Origin of the sequence: Arthrospiribacter ruber (assembly GCF_019343195.1) — a bacterium.
GTDB lineage: Bacteria > Bacteroidota > Bacteroidia > Cytophagales > Cyclobacteriaceae > Arthrospiribacter > Arthrospiribacter ruber.
This window is the reverse complement of sequence record NZ_RPHB01000001.1, coordinates 639,309-653,798: the sequence shown is the minus strand read 5'-3', so window position 1 is coordinate 653,798 and position 14,490 is coordinate 639,309. Positions and strand designations below refer to the sequence as shown.

At 41.4% G+C, this 14,490-nt stretch carries 13 protein-coding genes; 10 read left to right on the top strand and 3 right to left on the bottom strand.

Annotated elements, in window-relative coordinates:
- Positions 1 to 176: 176 nt before the first annotated feature.
- From EGN73_RS02535 to EGN73_RS02525, 3 genes are read right to left on the bottom strand one after another with little or no spacing between them, the layout of a single operon-like run.
- Positions 177 to 1,334, bottom strand: coding sequence for a THUMP domain-containing class I SAM-dependent RNA methyltransferase (locus EGN73_RS02535; protein WP_219286793.1), 1,158 nt, complete (start codon positions 1,332 to 1,334; stop codon positions 177 to 179).
- Between the two features lie 50 nt (positions 1,335 to 1,384).
- The gene (locus EGN73_RS02530) at positions 1,385 to 2,218 is read right to left on the bottom strand and encodes a DUF4249 domain-containing protein (protein ID WP_219286792.1); all 834 of its coding nucleotides are present in this window, start codon (positions 2,216 to 2,218) and stop codon (positions 1,385 to 1,387) included.
- A 2-nt stretch (positions 2,219 to 2,220) separates the two neighbouring features.
- Positions 2,221 to 4,614 carry a TonB-dependent receptor gene (locus EGN73_RS02525; protein WP_219286789.1) on the bottom strand — a complete coding sequence of 798 codons (2,394 nt, stop codon included), beginning with the start codon at positions 4,612 to 4,614 and terminating at the stop codon, positions 2,221 to 2,223.
- A gap of 111 nt (positions 4,615 to 4,725) precedes the next feature.
- Here EGN73_RS02525 and EGN73_RS02520 point away from each other — a divergent pair, with 111 nt between their 5' ends.
- From EGN73_RS02520 to EGN73_RS02475, 10 genes are all read left to right on the top strand, one after another.
- Positions 4,726 to 5,691 (top strand): vWA domain-containing protein, encoded by a 966-nt coding sequence (locus EGN73_RS02520; protein WP_219286787.1) that lies wholly within the window; start codon positions 4,726 to 4,728, stop codon positions 5,689 to 5,691.
- Between the two features lie 20 nt (positions 5,692 to 5,711).
- A complete protein-coding gene (locus EGN73_RS02515) occupies positions 5,712 to 6,554 on the top strand; it encodes a hypothetical protein (RefSeq protein WP_246611426.1) in 843 nt (280 codons plus the stop codon).
- Between the two features lie 248 nt (positions 6,555 to 6,802).
- Complete coding sequence (locus tag EGN73_RS02510) at positions 6,803 to 7,981, top strand: acetyl-CoA C-acyltransferase (protein WP_219286782.1); 1,179 nt, start codon at positions 6,803 to 6,805, stop codon at positions 7,979 to 7,981.
- A gap of 196 nt (positions 7,982 to 8,177) precedes the next feature.
- Complete coding sequence (locus tag EGN73_RS02505; protein ID WP_219286780.1) at positions 8,178 to 9,287, top strand: toxin-antitoxin system YwqK family antitoxin; 1,110 nt, start codon at positions 8,178 to 8,180, stop codon at positions 9,285 to 9,287.
- A gap of 60 nt (positions 9,288 to 9,347) precedes the next feature.
- A complete protein-coding gene (locus tag EGN73_RS02500) occupies positions 9,348 to 10,283 on the top strand; it encodes a phosphoribosylaminoimidazolesuccinocarboxamide synthase (protein WP_219286778.1) in 936 nt (311 codons plus the stop codon).
- A 19-nt stretch (positions 10,284 to 10,302) separates the two neighbouring features.
- A complete protein-coding gene (locus EGN73_RS02495) occupies positions 10,303 to 10,680 on the top strand; it encodes an STAS domain-containing protein (RefSeq protein ID WP_219286776.1) in 378 nt (125 codons plus the stop codon).
- A gap of 2 nt (positions 10,681 to 10,682) precedes the next feature.
- Positions 10,683 to 11,600, top strand: a complete 918-nt coding sequence (locus EGN73_RS02490) for a ribonuclease Z (RefSeq protein WP_219286774.1) — start codon at positions 10,683 to 10,685, stop codon at positions 11,598 to 11,600.
- Positions 11,601 to 11,628: 28 nt separating this feature from the next.
- A complete protein-coding gene (locus EGN73_RS02485) occupies positions 11,629 to 12,435 on the top strand; it encodes a queuosine precursor transporter (RefSeq protein WP_219286772.1) in 807 nt (268 codons plus the stop codon).
- Between the two features lie 51 nt (positions 12,436 to 12,486).
- Positions 12,487 to 13,416, top strand: a complete 930-nt coding sequence (locus tag EGN73_RS02480; RefSeq protein WP_219286770.1) for a bile acid:sodium symporter family protein — start codon at positions 12,487 to 12,489, stop codon at positions 13,414 to 13,416.
- A gap of 8 nt (positions 13,417 to 13,424) precedes the next feature.
- On the top strand, positions 13,425 to 14,441 hold the full coding sequence (locus EGN73_RS02475; RefSeq protein WP_246611425.1) for a lysophospholipid acyltransferase family protein: 1,017 nt from the start codon (positions 13,425 to 13,427) through the stop codon (positions 14,439 to 14,441).
- Positions 14,442 to 14,490 lie beyond the last annotated feature (49 nt).

Genomic DNA, 14,490 nt, shown 5'->3' with positions numbered 1-14,490 from the left:
ACCTAAGTATATGATTACTAAAGTTACTTATAACCCTTCTTTGTACATTGTACTTGGTACTTCGTACTTCAACAAGTCCACAGACCACCGAAGCCAATCGTTACTATAGTTCCTTACGCTATCTCAATTCTCACATCTCAAGCCTCATCTCTCTTTTCTCACATCTCCAGTCTCACTTATCTCTTTCCCCGAAACAGCTCATACTTCAACAGCCTGCAATCTATCGTACCATTATAAAATTCTATCCTTTGGGATGTTCTCAAGCCTATTTTTTTGGCCAATGGGAGATTGCCTGTAAACACAAAGCCCGTATAACCAGGGCATTTTTGTTTCATAAAATCACCCATTCTTTGATATGTCTCCGGCAACTCGTTTTCCTCCCCTAATCTTTCTCCATACTCAGGATTAAAAAACACAACACCTTCTTTTCCCTCAGGAATAGGAGTATCTGCAAAATCACATTGTTCAAATTCAATGATATCTGCTACTCCTGCTGTCTCAGCATTTTCCTTAGAATACAACACGGCCTGCATGCTGATATCAGAAGCGATGATTTTAAGGGAAGGATTTACAAAAACTTTTCTCTCCATTTTCGCTCGGATCTTCTGGTAAATCTCCTCATCATATCCAAGGATATGCATAAAGGCATAATGGTCCCTAAACCAACCCGGAAACCTATCTGTGGCAATCAGAGCCGCTTCAATGGCCAAAGTTCCTGAGCCACACATTGGGTTTATAAATGGACTACTCTTGTCCCATCCGCTGGCATAGATGGTAGCTGCCGCCAAAGCTTCCAGCATAGGCGCATCTCCGGGGATCTTTCTATAGCCATGTTTGGCCAATGTCTCACCAGAGGTATTGATATACAAGGTGGCCTGGGTATCCTTCCAAAACATCTGGAAAACTGCCCCTTGTAATTCAGATCCGGAATCCGGCCTAACACCTGAGGCTTCTCTAAAACGATCCACAATGGCATCCTTTATCCTAACATTCACAAATAAGGGATTGTCCACAGAAGGATTGTCAACCGTGGAAATCACAGAAAAGTAAGCGCTTTCATTGATATAGTCTTCCCATGGGATCGTCTTGACCCTTCTGTAAATATCATCCGCCTTATGTAAGTAAAATGATTTGATTTCATAAAGTACATGGCTGGCTATACGTAAATGAAGGTTGAGCGAGATACAATCATTGAGTGAAGCTTCCAGCTCAACAAATGTTCTTTCCACTGCCACAGGCATGAATCCAAGGTCCAAAATCTCCTTTTCCAAATAGGGAGCAAACCTGTCTTTACAGGTCACCACCACTTTTCCTTTTTTATCGAAATCAATCATAGGGCAAAACTACGCAATTGCCCCATAACCCCTTGCATCTATTTGAAAAATCACTCGGGTTCTATAAACACCGAAGTAGATAGAAAAGGACTTACCATAAAATAACCCAATGCTTCAGTATCTCCTCTGACTAACCTGATGTTTGAAGCCGGATTTTGAGGTGGTGGACTAAATAGTCCCCCATCATTAAATAATAATCCCACCAGTTGGTTGAGATAATTATAAGCATCCCGATTGAGCCTAAACAATTCCAACCTTACCCTATCATTGGCTCTGAAGGGAAAGCCACCTAACTCAAACCCTCTGTTTAGAATCGATGTTCCAAAAGTATCATCAAAAAGCAGGTAATCATTTCTATTGTTGAGTAAGGTATCGTTTCTTACCAGCCTGATCCTGTAGAAGTTATTATCTCTAAATGGAATATCTCCATATACTGTAATGTAATAGCCTTCTTCCCTGAATACCCTTGCATCTTTGAACTCGTACTTCACACTATCCAAAGTGGGCGGTGCCAACATCGTTCCCGTTGATTTGTATTCACTATCACCTACGATGACATTGAGTTCGTAGCTCTCCCCCACTCTTCCACCAAAATTGTTGATTGGTAGATAACGGCCAGATTGTGCAGAAAACCTAAAATCTATGGAAATCCCAGTATTGACATTGGTCACAGAAACTTGGGCGTCTTCCACGATCTCATTGGGCTCCTCATCATAATAGTCTTTTGAATAAGAGACTTTCACGAAATTGACTGCTCCATTATCCGTCCAAAATGCCTCTATTACCGGTTTCCTGTCAGTGGTCCTAAGGTCAATAAATACTTCTTCCTGACAGGAAAACAAGACTGTCGATATAATCAAAGCTATGTACAATCGGTATTTCATGATCAAAACTGAAAGTTATATGTCAAAGCAGGTAAAAAGGTGAAAAGGTATGTCATTACCACTCCAGGTCTGCGGCTGGATATTTCTTCTCCCATTCCCGGGTCAAAGTTGATCTGCTCATTGATGATATCAGTAAACTGATAGGCAAATGGATTTTTTCTGCCATACAGGTTATAAATACTGAAATTCCAGCTTCCTCTCCATTTTCTTCCTTTGTCTGCGTTTTTCCAGGTGACGCTGGCATCCATACGGTGATAATCCGGAAAGCGGTCTGCATTTCTTTGACTGCCATATAAGGGCAGTCTTTGATTGTCAATTTCATAAGAACCTATTGGGAAGGTTACTGCTTGTCCAGTAGTGTAAATAAATGTGAGACCGGCAGACCATCGTTTATCAAATTCATGATTGACCACCAAAGTAAGGTCATGAGGTCTGTCAAAGCGTGGATTGTACCATCTGTCATCACTGATACCTTCAATTCTTCGCCAGGTTCTCGAATAAGTATAACTCAACCATCCTGTAGTTTTACCTATGTTTTTCCTTGCCAAAAATTCAATTCCATAGGCATATCCATTGCCTGTGAGGAGCTCTGTTTCCACATTGTCGGTCAAAATCACACTTGCCCCTTGTCTTAGGTCGACCAGATTTTGAAAGTCTTTGTAATATCCTTCTAGGGAAATCTCCCAAGTGTCCCTATTCAGGTTTTTGAAAACCCCTATGGAAACTTGATCTGCTCTAATGGGAGGGATAAAAGCATCAGCAGGCACCCACCTGTCCAAAGGAAGTCCGGCTGAATTATTGGTCGCAACCTGAATGTACTGAAAGGTTCTATTGTACGCAGCTTTTATGGAAAGATTTTCTTGCATCAAATACCTAAAAGACACCCTGGGCTCCAATCCTTGATAAAACTTCATATTTTCCAATCCCGAAAAACTCAGTGTATCACTGATATTGGATTCCGGATTGGGAAAGGGATCTTCATAAATATATTGTACGCCCCTGCCTACTCTATTGTAAACACCCCACCTCAATCCCGCCTCTGCACGCAAACGGGAAGTAATGTCTGTGGTCGCTGAGAAAAACACATTGTTCTGCCAACCATTTCTTGGATTGGTCAAAATCGGCTCTATGGCCGAACCAGGGGCCGGTTCAAGGTTTATGGGAGCAAAATGATACAATTGGGAATGAAATCCCCAGTTGATCTGGGTTTTTTCATTGGGAAGGAAAGACCACTCAGCCCTTGCTCCGGTCTCTGATAGTACATTGTCCCAGTCAAACCCATTGTCTTCATCTACAAAATTCAACATGTACTTGTACCTGCTGTGGTATACATTGAGATCAAAAAAAGTATTGTCGTTGATGTTTCGGTTCCAGGTTGCCGAGCTGACCCAATTGTCCCATCCAAAACCAAATTGAGCAGAAAGTCCCAAAAAATCCGACCCATAATAGGAAGAAAAAGAAAGCTTGTCTCTGTCTCCGATCTTGAAAGTAAATTTCCCGCTAAGATCATAAAAGTATAGGCTGTTGCTGTTGAGATTTTCGTCAGGAGAAAGTCTGAGAAATACATCTGCATAGGTACGCCTTCCTGATATTACAAAAGATGATTTATCTGAAAACAAAGGGCCATCAACAGTCAAGCGTGAACTGATGGTACCGATACCTCCCTCCCCTTTGATTTTTTGATAATTTCCTTCTTTCAGTGATACGTCAATCACCGAAGATAGCCGGCCTCCCAAAGTCGCTGGAATAGCGCCTTTGTAGAACTCCACCCCTTCCAAGGCATCAGGATTGAACACAGAAAAGAAACCAAAAAAATGTGAAGGGTTGTAAATTGGAGCACCGTCCAATTGAACAAGGTTTTGATCGGCAGAGCCTCCCCTTACGAAAAGTCCAGTAGTGCCTTCACCTGCTGTCTGTACGCCGGGCAATAGCTGTAAACTTCTCAGCAAGTCCACTTCTCCGAATAATGCCGGAATATTCTTTATAGTCTGTATGGGCACTACTGATTTGCCCATGTCCAAACTTTGGACATTTTGATCAGGCCTTCTTTCTTGAATAATCACTTCTTCCAGGGAAAGCTCTTCCGGTCTAAGGAAAAATTTAACATCTTTTGCGATATCCTTTTCATTAATCTGGCGTATCGTCTCTGTGAACCCTACAAAGCTGATCACAAGCTTGGAGGGCAAGCCGATGGCTTTGATGGAGAAATTCCCATCAATATCCGTCACGACTCCCTGCTGCGGAGCTGATTCCCAATAAACATTCGCTCCTGGTAGGGGCTCATTGCTTTCAAATTCGTAAACTGTACCTTTAAGAAAAATGTCCTGTTGAGCCAATGTCGAAAAACTCTGTACAAAACACCCTATTAAAATTACCAACTGGTATAAAAAACGCATTACTTTCACTGTATTTTGATTACCTAACGGATTTATACCGTTGGCTGTTGAAAATTAGTCCAATAAATTCTTAATCCTTTTCTTTTCATCTTTATTTTATAATTTCAGGCCATGATTTGGGCATTTCCGGACTTCTCACTCCTTATTTGGTTGGCAATAATCTTCACATTGCTTTATGCCGGCTATTTATACAGGTTTTACAGAATTAACAAAAAATTACAGGTTAGTAAACACAGGTTGTTTTTCAAACTCCTGTTAAGGTCTACCTATTTCCTACTTTTCCTGATTGCTTTGGCAGGACCTTCTATTGGTACTTCCATGAAAGAAATCAAAGAAGAAGGACGCGATATTTTTATCGCTATAGACCTCTCCCACTCCATGAATGCGACGGATATTGGGCCGAGCAGATTGCAGCGGGTAAAATTTGAACTTAAAAACTTGGTAAAAAGGTTTGCAGGGGACAGAATCGGTTTGATCATTTTCAGCTCCGAAGCATTTATCCAATGCCCTTTGACCTTTGATCAAAATGTACTTCAATTGCATCTCGATGGGCTCAACACCTATCTTGTACCGGCACAGGGCACCGATATCAGCGCCCCTTTGGCCATGGCCCTGAGCAAATTCCAAGCAGAAGAAAACAATGAAAATAAGTCCCGTTCTGTTATTCTGATTTCAGATGGAGAGGATTTTGCAGACAATTTCAGAGGACTGACTTCAGATTTAAATGATGCTGGTATCCGTGTCTTTACCTTGGGTGTAGGAACGGATGAAGGCAGTACCATACCAAGAGGAAATGGTCTGATCATTGATCCAAAAACAAATCAACCTGCCATTACCCGGCTTGTACCCGATAACATGAAACTGATAGCTTCTCAGACGGAAGGCCAATATTTTGAACTTTCGGATGAAGTGCAGGAAATTCCTGAACTCATTCAGGCAATAGAACGTGTAGAAGGTACCGTCACCGGTTCTCGGATGGTCGAAGCATCAGCCAATAAATATTTCTACTTTCTATTGGCAGCCATGTGCCTGGCCATTTTGGATATGGTATTGCCATTTAGAACCATTAAATTGTGATCTCGTCCAGTATGATATCCATGACAAAATATATTTTATTCATATTACTCTTTATTCCTTCCTCCCTTACGGATATTGGGAAAAAAAACAAAGCCATAAAAGAAGCTTCAAGAAGTTATGCAGAAGCGGACTACGAAAAATCTGTAGAAAAACACCTTGAACTTAAGTCCACACACAAGGTAGATGGTCCTAATGCTACTTTTAACCTTGCCCTAAGCTACCACTACAATGGTGATCTTGAAGATGCCCAGCGCACCTATTCGGCTTTGGTCAGCAGTTCGGATAAAATGATAGCCTCCTTTGCCTCCAACCAAAGAGGGATCATACTTGCCAATGAAAACCAGTTTGAAGATGCTTTAGCAGCTTTTAAATATTCCTTGATCAAAGACCCTGGAAATGAAGCCGCTAGGTACAACTATGAGCTTCTGGCAAGATGGTTGGAAGAAAATCCCGACCAAAAAGACCAACAGGATCAACAGGACGAAGGTGAAGATGCTGACAACCAAGACCAGCAGGATCAACAAGATCAAGATAAGGATGGCGAATCCCAAGAAAACCGGGATGGTGAAGGTGATGAGCAAACCCAAGATGATGAAGCCTCTGAATCCCAGCAAAAAGAGGATAAAGAAGGCGAAAAATCCCAGGATGAAAGCGATTCTCAAGATCCATCAGAATTGGAATCCGATCTAAGTGAAAGAGAAAAACAAATGGAAAGAATGAGAGAACAACTTCAGGAGATGAACCTTACTCCGGAACAAGCTGCTCAAATTCTGGATGCCATGAATGCAGCTGAGTTGAGATATATCCAACAAAACAGGAAAAAACCTACCAAAAGACCCGAAAGAGGCTTGCCGGAGTGGTAAGAGAGAGTTAGTTGGTAGTGAGTAGTGAATAGTGAATAGTGAATAGTGAATAGTGAATAGTGAATAGTGAATAGTTATTGACGTATAGTGGATAAGGAGGCTAGTCGTATTTAGGTGGCAGTCGAAAAATCACCGAAGCTAGTGGTTACTATAGTTCCTAATGCTGTCTCACATCTCATATCTCTGGTCTCATGTCTCGCATCTCGCATCTCAAGTTAATTGTCTAATAAAAACCAAATATAAACCCAATGAAAGAAGTGTATATAGTATCCGCAGTAAGGACCCCTCTGGGGAGTTTTGGCGGAAGCCTTTCGGCTTTGACAGCAGTAGAACTTGGCAGTATTGCCATCAAGGGTGCCTTGGAAAAGGCAAATGTCAACCCCGACCAGGTGGATGAAGTATTGATGGGCAATGTGATTTCGGCCAACTTAGGACAAGCTCCTGCCAGGCAAGCAGCCGTGGGTGCCGGAATAGGCTACAATGTACCTTGCACTACTATCAATAAAGTATGTTCTTCAGGCATGAAAGCTGTAATGTTTGCAGCTCAGTCCATCATGACCGGTCAAAACGACCTCGTCGTAGCAGGAGGTATGGAAAGCATGTCTAATGTCCCCTATTATGTCCCAAAGGCCAGATTTGGCTATAAATATGGAAATGCTGAAATGGTAGATGGGCTTGTGAAGGATGGTCTTTTTGAAGTGTACTACAAATTCCCAATGGGAAATTGTGCTGAAAATACCGCAAAGGAAATGAACATCAGCCGGGAAGATCAGGACAAATACGCCATCCAATCTTATACAAGATCTGCCGAAGCTTGGAAAGCAGGTGCATTCAAAGATGAGGTCGTTCCTGTAGAAATCAAAGGAAGAAAAGGCGAAACCATCCTGATAGAAGAAGATGAGGAATTTAAAAATGTCAATTTTGAAAAGATTCCTAATCTTAGACCGGTATTTGACAAAGAGGGAACAGTAACAGCTGCCAATGCTTCCACCATGAATGATGGAGCCTCAGCCCTGATCCTTGCCAGCAAAGAAAAAGTACAGGAGCTGGGTCTTAAGCCCATTGCCAAAATCAAAGGTTTTGCAGATGCTGCACAAGACCCGATATGGTTTACCACAGCCCCGGCATTGGCCATACCAAAAGCCATCAAGAATGCTGGAATTACCGAGAATGACGTAGACTTCTATGAAATCAACGAAGCATTTTCTGCTGTTGCGATCGCCAATCAAAAGCAGCTCAATCTGGACAATGACAAATTGAATGTGTTTGGTGGTGCCGTTTCATTAGGACATCCCCTAGGTGCATCAGGAGCTAGAATTATCGCTACTTTGAGTTCTGTGCTACATCATAAAAAGGGGAAATATGGAGTGGCAGGCATATGCAATGGTGGCGGTGGTGCTTCGGCCATTGTTATTGAAAAAGTATAAAAAAGCCATTCTACTGAAATAGCAGAGAAAACTTACAGGTCAGGTTTGCAGCATCATGGCTGCAAACGTTCCTTAAGTCTCTTTAAAAGATATAGATCCCCGAACATTAAAATTATAAATGCACAATTTAAGCTATCCCAAATTCTTTAATTAATAAGCCAGCTATTAGATTAGACTTCATTCCCTACTACCTTTGATGAAAACGAGATTAAGCATTTTCTTATTTCTATCTTCTTACCTGACTGCCCAAAGTCAGGAATTGGTCAGGACTTTCTATGATGAAGAAAAGAGAATTCTCAGGGAAGTTTACTACAAAGTCAATGGTGTGGGTGAGGGAGAATACAAGCTTTACTATGAGGAAGGCGGACTTGCAGTGGCCGGTCAATTAAAAAACGACAAAAAAGAAGGCTTGTTCGTGGACTTTTTCCCCAATTCCAAAGATACCCTGAGGCTTATTCAATATGAAAACAACCTCAAGCAAGGGCCCTCAAAAAACTTCTACCAATCTGGAGCCATTTCACAGGAACTTAACTATGTCGATGACCAACTCGATGGAGAGGTCATCAGCTATTTTGAATCCGGAATAGTCCGGCAAAAGGCCAACTTCAAAAACAACAGGCCTGAGGGATGGACTTACGATTACAATCCTGAAGGAAATCTTTTGGAAAAAGGGTTCTATAAAGATGGGCTTCTGGAGGGTGTCAGGGAACAATTTTTCGAAGACGGGGAGCTAAGGGCCACCACAACCTACAAAAACGGGGAAATCCATGGAGAGCAGCTGAATTACTATCCTTCTGGGCAACTTAGATCCAAATTCAGCTACAAAAAAGGTTACCAGCATGGTCCTACCATCAGTTATTTTGAAGATGGTTCCATTGCCAGAAAAGGCAAATACAAAAAAGGAGATCCAGATGGCGAATTTGTAAGCTACCACGAAAACGGACAAGTAGCCGAAAAATCCAAATATAAGAAAGGGTATCCTGTGGGAGACATCATTTCCTATTTTCCTGATGGCAATATTCAGGAAATTGCTACTTATGACAGCTTTGGGGACATACAAAAGTTAAAAGCCTTTTATCAAAATGGTGAAGTGGAGCGTGAGGTTTATTATCGCAACGGACAGGAAGAGGGAACTGCTGTAAAGTACTTTGAAAATGGGCAGATCAGGGAAACCATGTCTTTTGTAAAAGGTAAACCACATGGCGTACAAAAAGTATATGATGAAAATGGAGACTTGATTTTGGAAAGGTATTTTAAGGAAGGAAGAAAAACCGGAGAAAACTTAAACAGTTCCACAAACAATTGATCCACCATTAAAGACATAAAAAACGGGAGCTTTTTATATTTTTGTTCAACCAATAGAAAAATGAGCACAGCAATCAAAGAAACCCAATTTCAATTTCCCGGACAGCAGGGATTTTACAAAGGCAAAGTAAGAGATGTCTATATTTTTGAACAAAAACTTGCTGTTGTAGCAAGTGACAGGATTTCGGCATTTGACGTGGTGTTGCCCAGGCCTATCCCACACAAGGGGCAAGTGCTGAATCAGATTGCAGCCAAGTTTCTGAAGGACACCTCAGATATCGTTCCTAATTGGGTGGAGTCAATACCTCATCCACAAGTGACTATAGGCAAAAGGTGCGAACCTTTCAAAGTAGAAATGGTCATCAGAGGATACTTGGCAGGCCATGCTGCCAGAGAATACAAAGCAGGTAAAAGGCAGCTTTGTGGTGTACACTTGCCGGAGGGATTGAAGGAAAACGACAAGCTCCCCTCTCCTATCATCACACCGACTACCAAAGCTTCTGAGGGGCATGATGAGGACATTTCCAAAGAGGAAATCCTTGCTCAGGGAATTGTAAGCGCTGAAGACTATGCCATTTTGGAAAAATATACCTATGCGCTTTTTGAAAGAGGTACCCAAATCGCCAAACAAATGGGCTTATTATTGGTAGATACCAAGTACGAGTTTGGCAAATACGGGGATGACATCCTTTTGATAGATGAAATCCATACGCCAGATTCTTCAAGATATTTCTATGCAGATGGCTATGAGGGACTCCAGGAGGCAGGACTTCCGCAAAAGCAGCTTTCAAAAGAATTTGTACGTCAGTGGCTTATCAAAAACGGATTTCAGGGAAAAGAAGGCCAACAAGTACCTGAAATGCCACAGGATTTTGTGGATGAGGTTTCTGAAAGATACATAGAACTCTTCGAGAAAATTACTGGGGAGAAATTTCAAAAAGCAGCGACCCAAAATCTGGAAAAGGACATTGAAACAGCTATATTGGCAAATATTTAATTCAGAAAAATAAATCAATATGAAATATACCGTAGATAAGAAAGAACAATATGTAGTGTTTACCCCGATGGAAGAAAAGCTGGACTCCGGTCTTTCGCCGGTGTTGAAATCTGAACTTTTGACTGTACAGGCGGAAGGGTACAACAATCTTGTGTTGGATATGAGTCAGGTAAAATATGCCGATTCAAGTGGTTTGAGTGCTCTTTTGGTAGGCAATAGAGAATTTAACAGAGCTGGAGGCATTTTTATCATAGCATCTCCTCAAGACCATGTGATGAAGCTGATCAAAATATCCATGTTGGACAAAGTTTTTAATATCGTAGACTCATTGGAGGCAGCAGCAGAAGCTATTTTCATCCATGAGATTGAAGGTAGAGAGGAAGAGGAGGAAGATTAATCTTGGAATTTGAAGTCACCATTTTAGGAAGTAATTCAGCGATTCCTGCCCACGGCAGGAATCAGACTTCCCAATTGCTGAAAGTGGGTGGCACCCATATTCTCCTAGATTGTGGCGAGGGGACACAAATTCAGCTTAGAAAATTCAAACTCAGATTCTCCAAGATTGACTTTATTTTCATATCCCATCTGCACGGCGACCACTATCTGGGTTTGATGGGGCTTATTTTCAGCTTCCAGCTTCACAACAGAAGCAAGCTTCTGACCATTTTCGGTCCTGCAGGACTGGATGAGATCCTTACCCTGCAACTGAAACATAGCAATACAAGGCTAAATTTTCCTTTAAGGTTTGTATGCACTGATCCCAACAACAGTCAGCTGATCCTCGAGGAAAACAACTTTAAGGTATATTCATTCCCTCTTAAACACAGACTTCCCTGTACAGGATTTGCGATTGAAGAAAAAGTAAGGTTCAGAAACCTGAAACGCGAAAAATTACAAGACAAGAAAATACCTGTAGAAGCCATCAACCATCTCCGAAATGGAATGGACTATAAAGATGAAAGCGGTAAGGTCATCTACGCTTTGGATGAGTACACCCATCCTCCAAGAAAAGCCAGAAAATATGCCTATTGCTCTGATACCTGCTTTGACTTAGGTCTGGTTCCCTACATTAAAGGAGCCAACATACTTTACCACGAAGCGACCTTTGCCAATGATCAGGAAGAACGCGCGAAGGAGACCTTTCATACTACTGCCGCTCAGGCTGGAATTGTCGCCCGTGAAGCGGAAGTGGACAGGCTTTTGATCGGGCATTATTCTACAAGATATCTTGATCTCAATCCTCTCCTCAATGAAGCAAGGGCAAATTTTCCCAAAACATTTTTGAGCGAAGAAGGTATTACCTACTCTGTTGATTAAATAAACAACTGCCTATCCACCCAAACTTATGGAGCCAACCCTTGACCGGCGGGAATTTCAATCAAAAAAAACCAACCTGTTCATCATACTGAGCGGGATTTTTCTGACCAATGCCATACTTGCTGAAATCATCGGAGTGAAGATTTTTTCAGGTGAAAAAACAATAGGATTAGACCCCGCGGGCTGGACCATATTTGGAGAATATGTACTTGACTTCAACCTTACTGCAGGAGCAGTGATCTGGCCAATAGTATTTGTCACTACCGACATCATTAATGAATACTACGGCAAAAAGGGTGTCAGGAAAATCAGTTTTGTAACTGCCTTCTTTATTGCCTATATCTTTTTTGTCATAGCCGGAGTGACCAAACTTCCTCCTGCACCTTTCTGGCTGGATGTCAATACTCCTGATATCGAAGGCAATGACTTCAACATAGACTATGCCTTTAATGTAATATTCAGGCAAGGATTAGGGATTATCATAGGTTCTTTGGTAGCCTTCCTATTGGGGCAATTGATAGACGTTTTTGTCTTTCAGAAGCTCAGAAAAATCACAGGACCAAAAATGATCTGGCTAAGAGCCACAGGTTCTACACTTGTCTCACAATTTATCGATTCCTTCGTGGTGCTGGGAATAGCTTTTTACATTTTTGGAAATTGGTCCTGGGCACAAGTAGTGTCGGTAGGTATCATCAATTACATTTATAAGTTTGGAGTGGCCATTCTCCTGACTCCAGTGCTCTATTTGGGACATTACCTTATAGACAACTACCTGGGAAAAGAGATTGCAGAGGAAATGACCAAGGAAGCTTCTGAGGATACTTCCTTCCTTTAATTTGTCATTTTGAAAGGTACTTTTCACCTTACTTCACTAAGCTACTCACCTATGATAGACCAATTGGATCAAAGCCGCCTGAATTTCGATCAGGACTCTCTCCTTTTGCTGAATATTTCCTTGGCCATCATCATGTTTGGAGTAGCACTTGATCTCAAAGTCAAGGATTTTAAATACATAGGCCAAAACCCAAAGGCCTTCTTCTTGGGTATACTTTCCCAGTTTTTATTCTTGCCATTCTTGACCTTTCTCCTTGTTGTGGCCATTGAGCCTCCCCCCTCAGTAGCATTGGGAATGTTTCTGGTAGCAGCATGCCCTGGAGGGAATGTTTCCAATTTCATGACACATCTTGCCAAAGGAAATACTGCTCTATCGGTATCCCTGACAGCATTTTCCACTGCCTTCTCCATTTTCCTTACCCCTTTCAATTTTGCCTTATGGTCGGGGTTTTATGCCCCCTCATCGGTTTTATTGAGGGAGATAGCCCTAAACTATTCCGATGTATTCCAGACCGTAGCTTTGATTTTGGGAATCCCATTGATTGTAGGCATGTACCTGAATTACAAATTTCCTGATTGGGCCATCAAAACCAGTCGTCTTCTCAAACCTGTAAGCATACTGATTTTTGCTGCATTTGTGGTCATCGCATTTATAGGCAACTATGACTTGTTCCTTACCTTTATAGGACTGATTTTTATTTGGGTTTTTGGACATAACCTCATCGCTTTGTTTTCGGGCTTTATTTTGGCCAAAATCGGAAGGCTTCCACTGGAAGACACCAAAACATTGACCATTGAGACAGGTATACAGAACTCAGGATTGGCATTGGTTCTTATTTTCACTTATTTTGATGGCTTGGGGGGAATGGCTATCATTGCCGCTTGGTGGGGAATATGGCATATCCTTTCCGGCATGAGCATTGCGTTAATCTGGAAAAACTTTACCAGCAGAATCATGTCTCCAGCTTTTGAGAATCAATAACAACCAACATGAAAGACCTTTTCAATGCTTTTTTGAGGATTACCGTAAAATTTTCCTTACACCTTTACTTTCAAAAGATCCGGGTAATGGGTGAAGAAAACCTGCCAAAAGGAAAACCTGTACTGATCGTGTGCAACCACCAAAACGCATTGATAGATCCCTTACTCATTGCCACCCATACCCAGCTCAAACCTCATTTTCTCACCAGGGCCTCTGCTTTCAAAAATCCAATCGCATCCAAGATACTTCACTATATCAGAATGATTCCTGTCTACAGACTAAGAGATGGAGTGGACAATATGGAAAAAAACAAAGAGACGTTTCAAAAAAGTGTGGACATACTTCATGGAAAAGGAAGCATACTTATTTTTGGTGAAGGGGGCCACAGCATGAAGCGGACCCTGAGGCCTCTTAAAAAAGGCTTTGCAAGAATTGCTTTTCAAGCACTGGAGCAAAATCCGGATTTGGACCTGCTTATCCTACCTGCAGGGATCAATTATTCTTCCCACATGCGCTCAGGTACAGAGGTCAGTATCCATTTTGGAAAGCCATTTAAAGCAAGTGAATTTTACCCCAAATACGATCAGCTGATGAAGCGCTGTCTTGAAAAAATGGACCCTTTGGTTGTACAAATTCCAGAAGAAAATTATAAGCAACACTTGGCCAATCTTATCCAAGAAAACGTCCCTATCACAGACCCTGCTGCTGTAAGACTGGCACTAAATAGAAATTTAGAAAAAACAGAGTCAAGCCAAATTCTCACTGAAACAAATGGGATTTCAGGAAGTCTGATGAAAATACTCATCGCCCCTTTTTACCTCTTCTGGATCAAGGTAAAAAAAGGAATAAAAGACCCTACATTTTATGCCACATTTAAGTTCGTAATTTGCTATGGTGGCATGCCGATTTTGATACTTTTATCTATCGTTTTGGCCTTAATAAATTATAACTATTCCATTATTTTATTGACTTACTGGTTATTGGTATTTGTTACCATTTTAGCCAATAAAAACAAAGCTTCATAAACAATAAATTGTGCAACAGTAAATTCCATTTTATAAACTAAACACAGTA